Raw genomic sequence first — 16,459 nt, 5'->3', positions numbered from 1 at the left:
GTGGTAATAAAAAGTTTATTGTTACTGATTTTTGATTTTTTTAAATTCCAAATAAGAATATACAATTGGAATAATGGTAATAACGGCCGTAATTCCTAAAAAAGTATACAGTTGCATTTCATTTGGCATCAAAAAAGTCAATGTCATTAATAATCCACCAACAAACCATAATTTTCCACCTATTAAATGTGTTTTTTTCCAAACTTCTTCATTTTCTAACGTCCAAGGTGTTCTAATTCCAATGAAATAATTAGGCTTTATAGTTTTGAAATAATTGCCTAAAAAAGTGAATAATAATCCAATGATTGCAAACACAAATCCTGGATTGCTACTTTTTTGTTGTGTGCTGTAAAGTATAAAAACTGCTAAACCTGACATAAATAAAGTAAGAATCATTCGTAAACTATTTAGTTTGTTGCCCATACTTTGTAGTTTTTGTTTTGGGTCTATGTACGGAATTACCAAAAAGACAAGATAAGTAATGCCAACTAGCATAAATAACATTGCAACAAGTTCTTTTTTATCGCCATAACGATCAATTTCTCCAGCACCATTCCAGTGCATTGGAACTTTTTCTGGTAAACGATTCCAAATGTAAATTAGATAAACAAAAGGAATTAAAGCAATTGCTAAAAACGAAATTTCTTTTTTAAACTTCTCCATACTTTATTTTTTTAGGGTAATAATCCATTTTAAAATGTCGTCAACAATTGTAGTGTTTAAAGAATAGACTACAAATTGCCCTTTTTTCTCGCTCGTGACTAAATCGGCACGTTTTAAAATATCCAAATGATGCGAAATACTAGGTTTTGAAATATGAAATTGGTCCGCAATATCGCCAGCCGTCATCTCCTGTTTGCGCAGCAATTCCAGAATATCTCTTCTGGTTTCGTCGTTTAAGGCTTTGAAAATTGCGTTCATATTGATTTATATATTTAGACAAATATCTAAATATTATTTGAAATGGCAAAATGTTTTAAAAAAATAAACCCGATAGGTTTTGAAACGTATCGGGTTTGAGGTTTTATTTTGGAGATTTGAATTTTAAATAAATTGAGTTAATAAAAATCAATATATAAAGAAAAGTTGAAATTAAAAGAAGATTATCAATCAAATCTATATTCTTATAACTATTTTGAAATAAACAACAATATGAAATTCCTAAAAAGAACAAAATTGATAAAATAAAGTTTGTTTTGGTTTTAATGATTGCTAAGAGACTAAATCCTAAGAAAAAAGTTAGCAAAAAATAGAGAATATAAAAACTAATTCCAGTAATGTCAAATGCCCAACCAACAGTTTTATTAATTCCATATGTTTCACTTCCATCATAAGGTCTAAAGGTAAAAACATAAGGTAATATACTAATCAAATACATTTTAGTTTCGAAAAGAAATTTTATTTTATTCATCATATTTTAACTCTTATGAGATTTCTCCTTCGTCGAAATGACAAAACTAATCCAACTGCCAACTGCTACTGAACACTGACCACTTTCCTAATGCGCTTCTAACCAATTTTTACCCAATCCAATTTCCACATCTAACGGAACTGCCATTTTGAAAGCGTTTTCCATTTCGTGTTTAATCATCGGTTGTATTTTTTCTAATTCGGAGTTGTGCACGTCAAATACTAATTCGTCATGTACTTGCAATAGCATTTTTGATTTCCAATTTTCAGCCGTCAGTTTTTTATGAATGTTAATCATAGCAATTTTAATGATATCAGCAGCTGAACCTTGAATTGGAGCGTTCACCGCATTTCGTTCCGCACCGCCACGAACAATCGCGTTGGCTGAGTTGATGTCTTTTAAATAACGTCTTCTTCCTGAAATGGTTTCTACATAACCGTTTTCTCTTGCAAAATCCACTTGAGAAGTCATAAACGATTTCAATTTCGGATACGTTTGATAATATGCTTCAATTAAATCAGCACTTTCTTTTCTTGATAAGTTGGTTTGGTTGCTCAATCCAAAAGCCGAAACGCCATAGATAATTCCGAAGTTTACGGTTTTTGCATGACTTCTTTGTTCTTTTGTTACTTCTTCTAAAGGCACATTGAACACTTTTGCAGCTGTACTTTTGTGAATGTCTTCGTGATTTTGAAACGCTTTAATCATGTTTTCTTCACCACATAAAGCAGCAATGATTCGCAATTCAATTTGAGAATAATCGGCAGAAAGTAAGGTGTAATTTTCATCGCGTGCAATGAAGGCTTTTCTAATTTGTCTTCCTCTTTCGGTACGAATAGGAATGTTTTGTAAATTTGGATTATTTGAACTCAATCGACCAGTTGCAGCAACCGTTTGCATATAATCGGTATGAACTCTCCCCGTTTTTTTATCGACTTGATTTGGTAAAGCATCAATATACGTGCTTTGTAATTTCACCATTTGACGCCATTCTAAAATATCGCGTACAATTTGATGTTCGTTTGCCAAATAACTCAACACTTCTTCACCTGTAGCGTATTGACCGGTTTTGGTTTTCTTTTGTTTGTCACCACCAATTTTTAGTTTGTCGAATAGAATATCACCCAATTGTTTTGGAGAAGCCAAATTGAATTTCTCGCCAGCAGTTTCATAGATTTGTTGTTCGAACGCATCGATTTCTTTTTGCATATCAACCGACATACTTTTTAGAAATTCCACATCCAAACGAATGCCTTCTTTTTCCATATCTGCTAAAACAGGAACTAGCGGAATTTCGATTTCGTCAAACAATTTTTTTGTCCCTACTTTTTCTAAAATCGGTTGGAAATGTTCTTTTAATTGGAAGGTAATATCAGCATCTTCGGTTGCATATTCTTTGATGTCTTCCAAAGGAACATCTCGTATTGACAATTGATTTTTCCCTTTTTTCCCAATTAATGTTTCAATTGATTTTGGCGCATATTTCAAATAGGTTTCCGACAGCACATCCATATTATGACGCATATCTGGATTAATCAGATAATGTGCAATCATGGTGTCGAATAATTTTCCTTTTACTTGTATGTTGTAATTCGAAAGAATTTTCAAGTCGTATTTCATGTTCTGACCAATTTTTTCGATGCTTTCATTTTCGAAAAATGGTCGGAATTTTTCAATTAAAGTTTGGGCTTCTTCCTGATTTTCGGGAAACGGAACATAAAATCCTTTTCCTTTTTCGAAAGAGAACGACATTCCTACTAACTCGGCATTCAAAGCGTCAATTCCAGTAGTTTCCGTATCAAAACAAACTGAGGTTTGATTCAATAAATTCTGCATTAACAATTTTACTGGTAAATCGCCTTGAACTATTTGGTAAAAATGAGTCGTGTTTTCTAAAGTCGCATAATAGGAATGATTCGCAGTTGGTTCATCCGATTCGTCACTAAATCCGAACAAATCAAATTGGTCTTCGTTTGATTTTTTTGCTGGCGCTTTTTTTGTTGGTTGCGGAATTTCAGAAGTATTTCCATTACCGTCAATTTCGTCATACTCTTTTCCAGAACCAAATAATTTATCAAATTGCGCTTTCATTTGGCGGAATTCTAATTCCTGAAACAAAGCATCGGTTTTTTCTACATCAGGTTTTGATAATTCGTAATCGTCAGCATCAAATGTCACTGGACAATCGAGTAGGATAGTGGCTAATTTTTTGGATAAAATCCCTAATTCTTTGTTGGCTTCAATTTTATCTTTCATCGCACCTTTCAATTGATGCGTATTAGCTAACAAGTTTTCTAAAGTGCCATATTCCGCTAAGAATTTTTTAGCTGTTTTTTCACCCACACCAGGCAATCCTGGAATATTATCGGCAGAATCGCCCATCATTCCTAAGAAGTCAATTACTTGTTCTGGACGTTCAATTTCAAATTTTTCTAAGACTTCGGGAATTCCCCAAATCTCAATATCGTTACCCATTCGAGCAGGTTTGTACATGAAAATATTTTCCGAAACCAATTGCGCAAAATCCTTATCTGGCGTTACCATGAACACTTGAAAACCTTCTTTTTCGGCTTGTTTAGCTAAAGTTCCAATTAAATCATCGGCTTCAAAACCTGCTTTTTCGATAATTGGAATATGCATAGCGCGCAATAATTCTTGAATATAAGGAACTGCAATTTTAATCGCTTCAGGAGTTTCGTCACGGTGTGCTTTGTATTCTTGATACATTTCGAAACGGTAATCACTTCCGCCTTTATCAAATGCTACCGCTAAATGATCTGGTTTTTCGCGCTTAATTACATCCATCAAAGAATTCATGAATCCCATAATTGCAGATGTATCCATTCCTTTAGAATTGATACGAGGATTTTTTATAAAAGCATAATACCCACGAAAGATAAGCGCGTAAGCATCAAGAAGGAAAAGACGTTTTTGTGACATTGTTCAGAAATTTCATTAAAAATGTAAAAGTACAATTCTTTGCTTAAAAAAACTTTGTTAAAATTCATTTAATGCAGCATCAATTTGTACAACTTGTTACTTACTTTGCAAAAAAAAAGAGCTAATGATTCGTTGGATTGTTTTTTTAGTATTTGTTCTTGTTTTGGAAATCTATGCTTTTCAGGCGTTTAAGACTTTGATAAAATCGAAGTGGTTTTTTGTTTTCTATTATATAACATCAGCAATTGCACTGGCCTATATTGTTTACCAATTATATCATTTTGATAGAAGTGTTGGGCAAACTCCAAAAACAATGATTACGATGGGGCTATTGTTGTTGCTTTATGTGCCAAAATTATTGTTGGCCATAATATTATTTGGAGAGGATATTATTCGTTTTTTTTACGGATTATTTTCATTAGTTAACAGCGATTCAGAAGGTTTTTTGCCAGAGCGAAGACGATTTGTGAGTCAAGTCGCATTGGGAGTTGCTGCAATTCCGTTTGCTTCTTTTTTATACGGAATTACCATTGGAAAATACAATTACAAAGTAATCAAACAGACTTTGTTTTTTCCTGATTTACCTGATGCTTTTGACGGAACAACGATTACGCATATTTCGGATGTTCATAGTGGAAGTTTTGATGATGCGGAGAAAATTCAATATGCGATTGATTTGATTAATGAACAAAATTCGGATATGGTTTTGTTTACGGGTGATATTGTAAATACGCATGCAACTGAAATGGATCCTTGGATTGATACATTTAAAGGAATTCATAACCCTAAATTTGGCAAATTTTCCATCTTAGGAAATCATGATTATGGAGAATATGTAGATTGGAAATCGCAAACTGCAAAACAAGCCAATTTTGAAGAAATAAAAGCGATTCATAATAAAATTGATTTCAAATTATTGTTGAATGAACACGTTAAAATTAAAAAAGACAATCAAGAATTGGCAATCGTTGGTGTTGAAAACTGGGGAAGAAAATTTGGTGAACGAGGCGATTTGAATTTGGCTTCAAAAGGTTTAACAAAAGAAGATTTCAAAATTGTAATGAGTCACGATCCAAGTCATTGGGATGAGAAAATTCAGCACGACGACAATCATTATCATTTAACGCTTTCGGGTCATACACACGGATTTCAATTTGGAATCGAAATTCCAGGATGGATAAAATGGAGTCCTGTGCAATATGTGTACAAACAATGGGCTGGATTGTATGAAAATGCGGGGAGATATATTTATGTAAATCGTGGTTTTGGCTTTCATGCTTACCCTGGTAGAGTAGGAATTATGCCCGAAATAACAGTAATTGAACTAAAAAAAGGAGAAAAAGTAGCGTAATTCAGTAAAAATGCTACATTTGTATATTATTTTCGTGTGAAAAATAATTTTTTTGATACTAATAAATTCAATTTATGTCAAAATTTGGAGAACTTATCGATGCTCAAGTACCTGTACTAATCGATTTTTTTACAGAGTGGAATGAACCTTCAGTAGCTATGAATGAAGTAATTCGTCATGTAGCAGCTGCATTAGGAGACAAAGCGCGTGTAATTAAAATTGATGTGGATAAAAATCAGGAATTAGCTGAGGCGCTTCGTATTAAAGGTTTGCCTACTTTAATGATTTACAAAGAAGGTCAAATGGTATGGAGACAAAGTGGTGAACTTGATGCAAACACTTTGATTTCATTAGTGCAAGAACAAGCCTAGGAAATTACATCAAAAACAAACCCCTTATTTTTTAAAATTTGTATTGCTTTTGGTAATGCATATTTCAGATTTTTTTCTGCTTTTAAGCTATCGTGAAATACGATAATGCTTCCTTGTTCTGTATTTGAAATTACGTTTTCTAAACATTTTTCTACAGAAATGGTTGCGTCGAAATCATAACTCAATACATCCCACATAATTATTTTGTAGCCTAATTGTCTAATTATCTTTGATTGACTTGATTTGATTTTTCCGTAAGGAGGACGAAATAAAAAAGAGTTTTCAGTGTTTAGTTTTAAGTGTTCAGTTTCGCACAACTTGAAATTATCAATGTAATAATTTGTATTGGTTTTCCAACCGTTTAAGTGATTGAAAGTGTGATTTCCGGTTTGGTGTCCTTCAACGAGGATTCTTTTATAAACTTCAGGATGTTTTTGAATGTTGTCGCCAATACAAAAGAATGTGGCTTTAATTTCTTCGGATTTTAAAAGGTCTAGAACCCATTCGGTTACTTCAAGAATTGGGCCATCATCAAACGTTAAATAGATTTTTTTATCCGAATTTGGAATTTCCCAAACCAGATTATTGAAAATCATTTTAATCCATTTATTTGTTTTTACCCAATTGAAGTTCATACTGTAAAATTAGCATAAAAAAATGTTCCAAACGAAATTTCTTTCACTTGGAACATTTTATATTTTGAGAATTAGTTATTCCATTTTTCTGTTGAAAACATTGAACATTTTATTGTAATTGTTGAATTTCACTTTCTCTTTGTTGTAAAATTCTGAATCGTTTGCATTTTTTGCAATTTCAAGTAAGCCTCTATATTGTTCGATGTCAGTTACAATGTCTGAAGCATAAAAATATTGTTCAGTTAGAGTATAGCCACTATAAAAAGTAAGATTCTCTTGATATTTTTTAATTAATTGTGATAAGATTAATCTTGCTTTTTCTTTCTTACCTACTTCGTAATAACCCATTGCAAAAGGATCTACCATTGAGTAATATTCAAAATATTCAACTGGCATTTTTGTCATTGCTAAATCAATTATTTTTTCGGCTTTATCGTTTTTACCTTCATTAATTAATGTTTCCATTAATCGAGCTAAATTAGTACGATAAGTGATGCTGTTTTTTCTTGTTTCTGGGTCATGGTATATTTTTGGATTTCCACTATTTCCCCAATCCCATTTCATTACAATATCGTACATTTTTTCTGAATCTATACAACCCATTTTCATTGGATTTGGCTCATCAACAGGAGTTTTAATAGGAACTAGTTTGAAGCACATTCCATCAAGTTGTAGATAATCTTTCATCCAAATGTAATCATCTTCACCAAAACTACCTCCTGTGAAATAGATAGGTCTTTTCCAATTGTTTTGATTTACGATGTCAAGCATCATTAATCGGTTTTTATAAATAGCATCACCTTTGATATCAAATTCAATTGCAGAAACAATTGAGTCATATTGTTTTGATGAAACCACTTTGTTTTTGATGATAACATTTTTGTCTATCGGAATTATTACTTTACTTGAAGGGTAATAATTAACTTTGTTTCCGTTTTTTAATTCTATTTTGGCTCTTTCATCATCTAAAGCGATGAATTTAAGCATATCGTCAAGTATAAGAGGTTCTTTAGTTCTTTCTACAAATAAACTATAATCTCTTTTATTTCCAACATATTGGTCTCTACTAAATGAACTTGGAATTGCTTCAGAGTCGTGTACTTTTCGTTTCATTTGATCAATGTACCAATCTGTCATGAATAAGCTAGTATTTACAATTCGAATATCAGTTCTATAGCCTTCAATTTCTTGCATATACCATAATGGGAAAGTATCATTATCTCCAATAGTAAACAAAATGGCATTTTTATCACAAGAATCTAAGTAGGCTTTAGCCATTGCTAATGCTGTATATTTGTCAGATCGATTGTGGTCGTCCCAGTTTTCTTTAGCCATAAGCATAGGAGAAGCTAGGAAGCTAATAATTAGCACCAATGGAATAGCTACTTTAGGTGTTATAAATTTCTTAATCCAATCAAAAATGGCATATACACCAAAGGCAATCCACATAGCAAAAACATAGAATGAGCCCACTAAAGCATAATCTCTTTCTCTTGGTTCAAAAGGTCTTTCGTTTAAGTAAATTTTTAATGCTAAACCAGTAAATAAGAATAAAGCCATTAATACATAGAAGCTTTTTAAATCTTTTTTAGCGTGGTAAAAAATACCGATTAGCGCAAGAATGAATGGAAGTCCGAAATAAACATTTCTTCCTTTATTATTTTGCATGTCTGATGTAAGATTTTTTTGCGAACCAATAAAAACTTCATCTACAAGCGGAATCCCAGTAATCCAATTTCCGTCTAAATCATTATATTTTCCTTGATTATCATTTTGTCTTCCAACAAAATTCCATAGTAAATAGCGAACGTACATATATCCAAATTGATATTGAACCATAAATTTCATATTAGTTGAAAATGTTGGTTTTTCTACAATTAAATATTCGCCATAGGTTTTTAAAAACTTATCATAACCCTTTAAGTCGACATCTCCTTTAGCATAAGCAGTTCTGAAATCAGAAATTTTTTGTTGAACATCGTCCTTTATTTGCTGTGCGTAGTGGATGAGTTCTTTTTCGCTTAAACTTCTTGGGTCAATGCCATATTTAGGTAAATCGTCTTCATATGAGTAGTTTGGATTCATGCTAAATTCTAATGGCTCTCCAAACGTCATGTAGTTTACATTGTGTTCGTTGCTCCACATTCTAGGTAAAAAAGCTTTGTGGGCGTCATCTGTATTTTGTTTTGCGTTTTTAAAATTATTGGTAATAATATATTTCCCAGTTTTATAATCACGCTCATAATTTGGTTTTTCATCCAAATATGGTGTTACAGGATCTAGTCCAGAATAGGTGTCTGAGAATTGCGGACCATAAAACAATTTTTGTTCCCCATATTGTTCACGGTTATAATAAGCTAATACTTCGGCAGCATCTGAAGGTTTGTTTTCATTAATTGGAGTATCTGCATTGGCACGAATAGGTAACATCAACCAAGTTGAAAATCCAATTAGAATAAAAAGAATTGCTAAAATTAAGGTGTTGTAAAATATATGTCCTTTTTTCTTAGTATAATTTAATCCATAATAGAATGCAGCCACAATTAATAAAAAAGCAAATATAGTTCCTGAATTAAAAGGTAGTCCTAATTCGTTCACCATGAATATTTCTGTTTTTCCAAAGAAAGCCAGTGTAAATGGTAATAGTAATTTGAATATAAAAAGTAAAATTGCAACGATGATTACATTGGCTAATAAGAAACTTTTTATGGTTACATTTTTGTATTTTTTAAAGAAATATAAGAATCCAATTGCAGGAAATGCTAACAATGCCATGAAGTGAACACCAAAAGATAATCCAATGACTAAAGATATTATTAGTAACCATTTATTGCCACGAGGTGTTTCTAATTCTTGTTCCCAACGCAGTCCTAGCCAAAACAATAATGCTATAAGGAATGAAGCCATGGCATACACTTCTGCTTCAACAGCATTATACCAAAAACTATCAGAAAAAGTAAATGATAATGAAGCGATGAAAGCACTTCCTAAAATCATTATATTTTGATTAGTTGAAATTTCTTTTGAAGTCCCAGCAATTTTTTTCAGTAACATGGTCAATGACCAAAACATGAATAAAACGGTAAAAGCACTTGAAAAAACAGAAAGATAGTTAACCATTAATGCAATTTTGTCTGGGCTAAAAGCAAACATTGCAAAAAAAGCACCTAACATTTGAAATAATGGAGCTCCAGGTGGATGTCCTACTTCTAAGTTTGCAGAAGTTGCGATATACTCACCACAATCCCAAAAACTAAGTGTTGGTTCAACTGTTAATGAATAGGTAAGTAATGCTATTGCGAAAGAGAACCATCCTAGAATGGTATTCCATTTTTTAAAATTGAATGAAGTCATACAATAATTAGGTTTCTTAATTTATTACAAAGAAACTATTTTTTTGCTTATTTAGAATGTTAAATTAATTTTTTAATATTTTTTTTGGAAAAATTTGTAGAATAAAAAATATGTACTACATTTGCACTCGCAATCGAAAAGGTTGTATGGTAATTGGCCCATGGTGTAATGGTAACACTCCGGTTTTTGGTACCGTCATTCAAGGTTCGAGTCCTTGTGGGCCAACAAAACTCCGCTTTTTTTGAGCGGAGTTTTTTTATTTATACATGTTCCTGATTTTAAGAAAATTAACACATAAAAAAAGACCGCTAATTTAGCGGTCTTTTTTTATAAAGATCTAAATTATTTAGATTTTAAAAGTAATGACTGGTCGTTTTGCGTGATTTACCAAATCTTCACTAATACTTCCGTTAAAGAAGTGAGACAAGCCTTTTCTTCCGTGTGTACTCATTCCAATTAAATCAGCATCAACGCTTTTTGCAAAATGTAAGATTCCTTTTTCTACATTAACATCATTATATATATGTGTAGTTATGTTTGATGTATCGGTTCCAGCAAGAAAATCATTTATCGTCTGCTGAGCTACTTTTGTAGATTTAAAGTTGTTAGGGGTATTGATATTTACTAAATGTAAATGAGCGCCAAATGATTTTGCAAAATCAAATGCTTTTTCAAAAGGTTTTTTAGCTTCGTCAGAAAAATCTGAAGCAAATACAAATTTGCTTGCGCTAAATGTTTCTTCGTCGCGCTTGATTACTAATACAGGAATTTCTGAATTTCTAACTACTTTTTCAGTATTTGAACCGATAAACATTTCTTGAAATCCGTTTGCACCATGAGAACCCATTACTATCAAATCTGCGTTATGTGCTTTTCCGTTTTTAACAATACCGTCAAAAGCCATCTCAAACTGAATAATTTTCGAAATTTTAACGCCATCAAGATAATCTGCATCCATAATTGCATCTAATTTGTTAACGGCAGCATTTTTAAATAGCATTAATTCTGGTATTTCGTGTGCTGTTGATAATGCATCATTTCCAGAAGTAGGTAATTCTAGCATGTGTACTAAAAAAATTTCACCGTCGTTCTTTTTTGCAATTTGTGCAGCAACTTTTAAGGCATATTCTGCGTGTTTTGAAAAATCGGTTGGTACTAAAATTCGTTTCATAAGTTTGTTTTAGGTTATTGAATCAGGTGTGAATATATCACATTATAAAGGTACAAAAAATATCTGAATACACAATATTTTTTTTAATTCAAATAAAATTTGTACATTTGCCCAGTTATTTGGAAATAAATGAATAATGAGGCACGCATAGCGTGCCTCTTTTTATAAAAATATGACGTTTAAAAATAAAGTTCAAGAGTTGTTAGATGTTGCGCTAGCGGGGCGACCTGAATTATTTTTGGTTGATTTATCTATAAATGAGGCTAATAAAATTAGTATTAATTTAGATGGTGATAATGGAATTAATCTTCAAGATTGTATTGATATTAGTCGAACAATTGAGAATGGTTTAGATAGAGAAGAGCAGGATTTTTCTTTAGAAGTGGCATCTGCAGGTATTTCAAGCCCATTAAAATTTATTAGACAATACAAAAAAAATATTGGAAGAAGTTTAAAAGTAAAAACAACTTTATCAGAAGAAATTGAGGCGAAGCTTGTGATGGCTGATGAAGAAAAAATTACTTTAGAATGGCAAGCTAGAGAACCTAAAAAAATAGGAAAAGGAAAAGAAACAGTTGATAAAAAAGCTGAAATTCCTTACGAAAATATAAAAGAAGCAATTGTTATAGTATCATTTTAAAATAAAGAGTTGACATGGAAAATATTGCATTAATTGAATCGTTTTCAGAATTTAAAGACGATAAACTCATCGATAGAGTTACACTAATGGCAATTTTAGAGGAAGTATTTAGAAATGCTTTAAAAAAGAAATATGGTTCAGACGATAACTTTGATATTATCATCAATCCTGATAAAGGAGATATGGAAATCTGGAGAAATCGTGTGGTGGTGGAAGATGGAGAAGTTGAAGATGAAAACTCTGAAATTTCATTATCTGAAGCAAGAAAAATTGAACCAGATTTTGAAGTTGGGGAAGATGTTTCTGAAGAAGTGAAATTGTTTCAATTAGGAAGAAGAGCAATTTTGGCTTTACGTCAAAATCTAATTTCTAAAATCCATGAACACGATAATACAAATCTTTATAAACAATTTAAAGATATTATAGGTGATATTTATACAGCAGAAGTGCATCATGTTCGCCCAAAAGCTGTAATTTTGATGGATGATGAAGGAAATGAAATTGTTTTACCAAAAGAAAAACAAATTCCAAATGATTACTTCAAAAAAGGAGATAACGTTAGAGGTGTAATTGAAAATGTTGAATTGAAAGGAAATAAACCTCAGATTATTATGTCAAGAACAGCTCCGGATTTTCTTGAAAAATTATTTGAACAAGAAATTCCGGAAGTGTTTGATGGGTTAATCACTATTAAAAAAGTTGTTAGAATTCCTGGTGAAAAAGCAAAAGTAGCCGTAGATTCATATGACGATAGAATTGATCCAGTTGGAGCTTGTGTAGGAATGAAAGGATCACGTATTCATGGAATTGTTCGTGAATTAGGTAATGAAAATATTGATGTTATCAATTATACAACAAATCCACAATTGTACATAACAAGAGCATTAAGCCCTGCAAAAGTGTCTTCGGTTAAAATTAATGAAGAAGCAAAAACTGCTGAAGTGTTCTTAAAAATTGAAGAAGTTTCGAAAGCAATTGGTAGAGGCGGAAATAATATTAAATTAGCAAGTTTATTGACGGGTTATGAAATAGATGTAATCCGCGAAGGTGTTGCAGAAGAAGAAGATGATGTTGAATTAAGAGAATTCTCAGACGAAATCGAAGCTTGGGTAATCGAAGAATTTGAAAAAATCGGTTTAGATACAGCAAGAAGTGTATTGAATCAAGAAGTTGCAGATTTAGTAAGAAGGACTGATCTTGAAGAGGAAACAATTATAGATGTAATGAATGTCCTAAAAGAAGAATTAGAAGGATAATTTTTTGCTGAAATAAACAACACAACAACAAAATAGAATTTTTAAAAAGATTATATGTCTGAAGAAAGAGTAATAAGAATAAACAAAGTTTTAAGGGAGTTAAATATTTCTCTTGATAGAGCTGTGGATTTTTTAAAAGACAAAGGTCACGAAATCGAGTCTAGTCCAAATGCTAAAATATCTCAAGAGGAGTATGGAGTCTTATGTGGTCAATTTTCTGCTGACAAAGGGAATAAGGTTGCCTCTCTTGAAGTAAGTGAAGAAAAGAGAAAAGAGAAAGAGGCATTAAAACGTGAACTTGAAAAAGAACAAGAAGCAAAACGTTTGCAGGAAGAAGAGCGCCAAAGACAAGAAGTTATCAAAGCTAAAGCTATTGTAACTGCACCAAAAGCAGTTGGAAAAATAGAATTAGATCCTAAAAAACCAGTTGTTACATCTGAAACTCCTGTTGCTGAACAAAAAGTTGAAACTCCTGAAGTAAAAACTACTCCTGAAGTGAAAGTAGTAGAAGATACTAAAATAGAAGTTGAAAAACCTATTGTTAAAAAAGTAGAAATTGAAAAGCCTTCTAAAGAAGAAAAACCAGCTGCTGAATCTGCGGATGAAGCTGGCGAAGTAAAAATAGAAACACAATATCAAAAATTGTCAGGAGCTACTTTTACAGGTCAAAAAATTGATTTAACTCAATTTGAAAAACCAAAAAAGAAAAAAGAAGACTTTAAAAAAGATATTAAAAAACCAGGAACTCCTCAAGCACAAAATGCGGGCGGAGCAAATGCGAATAACAACAACAAGAACAAACGTAAAAGAATCATCAAGCCTGGTACTCCGGGTGCTCCTGGAGCAAATAATCAGACAGGTGGTCCTAAAAAAGAGTTTGTTAAAGGTGCTGGCGCTGGTGGTTTCAATAAAGGAAAAAAACCAATTATTCAAAAGGTTGAACCATCTGAAGAAGATGTAAAAAACCAAATTAAAGAAACTTTAGAAAGATTACAAGGTAAAGGTAATAAGTCTAAATCAGCAAAATACCGTAGAGATAAAAGAGATTCACACCGTCAACGTGTGGATGATGAATTGCAAGCACAAGAAGAAGGAAGCAAAACATTAAAAGTAACTGAATTTGTTACTGTTGGTGAAATTGCATCTTTAATGGATGTGCCAATTACAAAAGTAATCGGAACATGTATGTCGCTTGGAATCATGGTTACCATGAATCAACGTCTTGATGCTGAAACATTATCTATTGTTGCAGATGAATTTGGATATGAAGTGGAATTTATCACTACAGATATTGAAGAAGCTGCTGAAGTTATCGAAGATAATCCAGAAGATTTAGTACACAGAGCGCCAATTGTTACGGTAATGGGGCACGTTGACCACGGAAAAACATCTTTGTTAGATTACATTCGTAAAGCAAATGTTATTGCCGGTGAGTCTGGAGGAATTACACAACATATTGGAGCTTATGGAGTAATTTTAGAAGGAGGAGAAAAAATTACTTTCTTAGATACACCAGGTCACGAGGCTTTTACTGCTATGCGTGCACGTGGAGCTCAAGTAACAGATATTGCAATTATTGTGGTAGCTGCCGATGATGACATCATGCCTCAAACAAAAGAAGCAATCAGTCACGCTCAAGCAGCAGGTGTACCAATGATTTTTGCAATTAATAAGGTAGATAAACCAAATGCAAATCCTGAAAAAATCAAAGAACAATTGGCAGGAATGAATTTGTTAGTTGAAGATTGGGGTGGAAAATATCAATCGCATGATATTTCTGCAAAATTTGGTCAAGGTGTACCAGAATTATTGGAAAAAGTATTGTTAGAAGCAGAAGTTTTAGAACTTACTGCTAATCCAAATAAACCTGCACTTGGAACAGTTGTGGAAGCACAATTAGATAAAGGAAGAGGTTATGTGTCAACTATTTTAGTGCAAGCAGGAACACTTCGTATCGGAGATTATGTTTTAGCTGGAAAAAATCATGGTAAAATTAGAGCCATGTTTGACGAACGAGGAAATCAAGTAAAAGTTGCAGGCCCGTCAACTCCGGTATCAGTATTAGGTTTGGATGGTGCGCCAACAGCTGGTGATAAGTTTAATGTTTATGAAGATGAAAGAGAAGCAAAACAAATTGCTGCAAAACGTACGCAATTGCAACGTGAGCAATCTGCAAGAACCAAGAAGCATACAACGCTTGCAGAACTTGGACGTCGTATTGCACTAGGTCAATTTAAAGAATTAAATATTATTATCAAAGGAGATGTTGATGGTTCTGTAGAAGCATTAGCAGATTCATTCTCTAAATTGTCTACTGAAGAAATTGAAATTAAAATTATTCATAAAGGTGTTGGGGCTATTACAGAATCTGATGTATTGTTAGCTTCTGCATCGGATGCTATCATTATTGGATTTAATGTTCGTCCTCAAGGAAATGCAAAACAGTTAGCTGATAAAGAAGAAATAGATATCCGTAATTATTCAATTATTTACGATGCTATTGACGACTTAAAAGATGCTATGGAAGGAATGTTGTCTCCTGAAATGAAAGAGGAAATCACAGGTACTGCCGAAATTAGAGAAATCTTTAAAGTAACTAAAGTTGGTTCTATTGCAGGATGTATGGTTACTGATGGTAAGATTTTTAGAAATTCTAAAATACGCCTTATTAGAGAAGGAGTTGTAATCTACACGGGAGAGTTAGCAACATTAAAACGTTTTAAAGACGATGTAAAAGAAGTAGCTAAAGGTTATGATTGTGGTATGCAGATTAAAAACTATAACGATATTAAGGAATATGATTTAATTGAAGCTTTCCAAGAAGTGGAAGTAAAGAAAAAATTGAAATAGTTTTAATACATAAAAAAAGCCTTGCAATGCAAGGCTTTTTTTATGTATTAATAGTTTTATTTTGATGGTTTAATAATTAAAGCAGTCGGATATTTTTTCTTAATTTCAAGCAGTGCCTTCTCAACTTCAATTCTTGTTTCAAAATTTCCAACCCATACTTTGTAGTTCGGATTTGTGTAAACAATTGTGCCGTCTATTTCTTTAAATTCTTTCTTAAATTCTTGTAATTTCTTTTTTGAATCATCGCTATTTCCATAAAAAATTTGAATTTTATAAGCTTCATTTGAGGCTAATCCAACATTTATTTTTCTTTTTTCTTTTAATATTTGCTCAAACTTTGGGTCTTGATTAACTGTGGTCTTAATTTCCTGAGCATTTGTTTTTACAAAGAAAATTGTTGATAGTATTAAGAAGAACAATAAGTTATGTTTTTGTAATTTTTTCATAATGATTATAATTTAATACAAAAATACAATTTCA

General features: G+C 32.2%; 13 protein-coding genes and 1 tRNA gene. 6 read left to right on the top strand and 8 right to left on the bottom strand.

What is annotated here, in order from left to right; all coding sequences use genetic code 11:
* Positions 1-21: 21 nt before the first annotated feature.
* From G4L40_RS00265 to polA, 4 genes are all read right to left on the bottom strand, one after another.
* On the bottom strand, positions 22-663 hold the full coding sequence (locus tag G4L40_RS00265) for an SdpI family protein (protein WP_166234859.1): 642 nt from the start codon (positions 661-663) through the stop codon (positions 22-24).
* A gap of 3 nt (positions 664-666) precedes the next feature.
* Positions 667-921, bottom strand: a complete 255-nt coding sequence (locus G4L40_RS00260; protein ID WP_111566189.1) for an autorepressor SdpR family transcription factor — start codon at positions 919-921, stop codon at positions 667-669.
* Between the two features lie 103 nt (positions 922-1,024).
* Complete coding sequence (locus G4L40_RS00255; protein WP_166234857.1) at positions 1,025-1,414, bottom strand: hypothetical protein; 390 nt, start codon at positions 1,412-1,414, stop codon at positions 1,025-1,027.
* An 84-nt stretch (positions 1,415-1,498) separates the two neighbouring features.
* Positions 1,499-4,351: a DNA polymerase I gene (gene polA, locus G4L40_RS00250; protein WP_166234855.1), complete on the bottom strand. Its 2,853-nt coding sequence runs from the start codon at positions 4,349-4,351 to the stop codon at positions 1,499-1,501.
* Positions 4,352-4,475: 124 nt separating this feature from the next.
* Between polA and G4L40_RS00245 the strand changes: the two genes are divergently transcribed.
* Together G4L40_RS00245 and G4L40_RS00240 are read left to right on the top strand one after the other, a co-directional pair.
* Complete coding sequence (locus G4L40_RS00245; protein WP_166234853.1) at positions 4,476-5,702, top strand: metallophosphoesterase; 1,227 nt, start codon at positions 4,476-4,478, stop codon at positions 5,700-5,702.
* A 74-nt stretch (positions 5,703-5,776) separates the two neighbouring features.
* On the top strand, positions 5,777-6,073 hold the full coding sequence (locus tag G4L40_RS00240; RefSeq protein WP_026724375.1) for a thioredoxin family protein: 297 nt from the start codon (positions 5,777-5,779) through the stop codon (positions 6,071-6,073).
* Here G4L40_RS00240 and G4L40_RS00235 read toward each other — a convergent pair.
* Positions 6,070-6,708 carry a polysaccharide deacetylase family protein gene (locus tag G4L40_RS00235; RefSeq protein ID WP_166234851.1) on the bottom strand — a complete coding sequence of 213 codons (639 nt, stop codon included), beginning with the start codon at positions 6,706-6,708 and terminating at the stop codon, positions 6,070-6,072. The genes G4L40_RS00240 and G4L40_RS00235 overlap by 4 nt on opposite strands.
* 75 nt (positions 6,709-6,783) lie before the next feature.
* Complete coding sequence (locus G4L40_RS00230; protein WP_166234849.1) at positions 6,784-10,062, bottom strand: glycosyltransferase family 117 protein; 3,279 nt, start codon at positions 10,060-10,062, stop codon at positions 6,784-6,786.
* Between the two features lie 154 nt (positions 10,063-10,216).
* On the opposite strand from G4L40_RS00230, the gene G4L40_RS00225 reads away from it, so the two are divergent.
* Positions 10,217-10,287 (top strand) — tRNA-Gln (locus G4L40_RS00225).
* A gap of 121 nt (positions 10,288-10,408) precedes the next feature.
* Here G4L40_RS00225 and G4L40_RS00220 read toward each other — a convergent pair.
* Complete coding sequence (locus tag G4L40_RS00220) at positions 10,409-11,233, bottom strand: universal stress protein (protein ID WP_166234847.1); 825 nt, start codon at positions 11,231-11,233, stop codon at positions 10,409-10,411.
* A 172-nt stretch (positions 11,234-11,405) separates the two neighbouring features.
* On the opposite strand from G4L40_RS00220, the gene rimP reads away from it, so the two are divergent.
* The 3 genes from rimP to infB are packed head-to-tail and all read left to right on the top strand — an operon-like array spanning position 11,406 to position 15,979.
* Positions 11,406-11,873 (top strand): ribosome assembly cofactor RimP, encoded by a 468-nt coding sequence (gene rimP, locus G4L40_RS00215; RefSeq protein ID WP_166234845.1) that lies wholly within the window; start codon positions 11,406-11,408, stop codon positions 11,871-11,873.
* 14 nt (positions 11,874-11,887) lie between these two features.
* Positions 11,888-13,129: a transcription termination factor NusA gene (gene nusA, locus G4L40_RS00210; RefSeq protein WP_166234843.1), complete on the top strand. Its 1,242-nt coding sequence runs from the start codon at positions 11,888-11,890 to the stop codon at positions 13,127-13,129.
* Positions 13,130-13,183: 54 nt separating this feature from the next.
* Entirely contained in the window at positions 13,184-15,979 is a 2,796-nt protein-coding gene (infB, locus tag G4L40_RS00205; protein WP_166234841.1) for a translation initiation factor IF-2, read from the top strand.
* A gap of 56 nt (positions 15,980-16,035) precedes the next feature.
* Here infB and G4L40_RS00200 read toward each other — a convergent pair whose 3' ends face one another.
* The gene (locus tag G4L40_RS00200) at positions 16,036-16,425 is read right to left on the bottom strand and encodes an SPOR domain-containing protein (protein ID WP_166234839.1); all 390 of its coding nucleotides are present in this window, start codon (positions 16,423-16,425) and stop codon (positions 16,036-16,038) included.
* Positions 16,426-16,459: the final 34 nt, after the last annotated feature.

The sequence above is a fragment of the Flavobacterium celericrescens genome (assembly GCF_011392075.1).
GTDB lineage: Bacteria > Bacteroidota > Bacteroidia > Flavobacteriales > Flavobacteriaceae > Flavobacterium > Flavobacterium celericrescens.
Note: the sequence above shows the minus strand (reverse complement) of the source record. Positions and strands in the feature narration are given on the sequence as shown.

Bases quoted from the DNA above. Each gene is read 5' to 3' on its own strand.
- G4L40_RS00265 (WP_166234859.1), bottom strand. From the start codon at position 663: ATGGAGAAGTTTAAAAAAGAAATTTCGTTTTTAGCAATTGCTTTAATT.
- G4L40_RS00260 (WP_111566189.1), bottom strand. From the start codon at position 921: ATGAACGCAATTTTCAAAGCCTTAAACGACGAAACCAGAAGAGATATT.
- G4L40_RS00255 (WP_166234857.1), bottom strand. From the start codon at position 1,414: ATGATGAATAAAATAAAATTTCTTTTCGAAACTAAAATGTATTTGATT.
- polA (WP_166234855.1), bottom strand. From the start codon at position 4,351: ATGTCACAAAAACGTCTTTTCCTTCTTGATGCTTACGCGCTTATCTTT.
- G4L40_RS00245 (WP_166234853.1), top strand. From the start codon at position 4,476: ATGATTCGTTGGATTGTTTTTTTAGTATTTGTTCTTGTTTTGGAAATC.
- G4L40_RS00240 (WP_026724375.1), top strand. From the start codon at position 5,777: ATGTCAAAATTTGGAGAACTTATCGATGCTCAAGTACCTGTACTAATC.
- G4L40_RS00235 (WP_166234851.1), bottom strand. From the start codon at position 6,708: ATGAACTTCAATTGGGTAAAAACAAATAAATGGATTAAAATGATTTTC.
- G4L40_RS00230 (WP_166234849.1), bottom strand. From the start codon at position 10,062: ATGACTTCATTCAATTTTAAAAAATGGAATACCATTCTAGGATGGTTC.
- G4L40_RS00220 (WP_166234847.1), bottom strand. From the start codon at position 11,233: ATGAAACGAATTTTAGTACCAACCGATTTTTCAAAACACGCAGAATAT.
- rimP (WP_166234845.1), top strand. From the start codon at position 11,406: ATGACGTTTAAAAATAAAGTTCAAGAGTTGTTAGATGTTGCGCTAGCG.
- nusA (WP_166234843.1), top strand. From the start codon at position 11,888: ATGGAAAATATTGCATTAATTGAATCGTTTTCAGAATTTAAAGACGAT.
- infB (WP_166234841.1), top strand. From the start codon at position 13,184: ATGTCTGAAGAAAGAGTAATAAGAATAAACAAAGTTTTAAGGGAGTTA.
- G4L40_RS00200 (WP_166234839.1), bottom strand. From the start codon at position 16,425: ATGAAAAAATTACAAAAACATAACTTATTGTTCTTCTTAATACTATCA.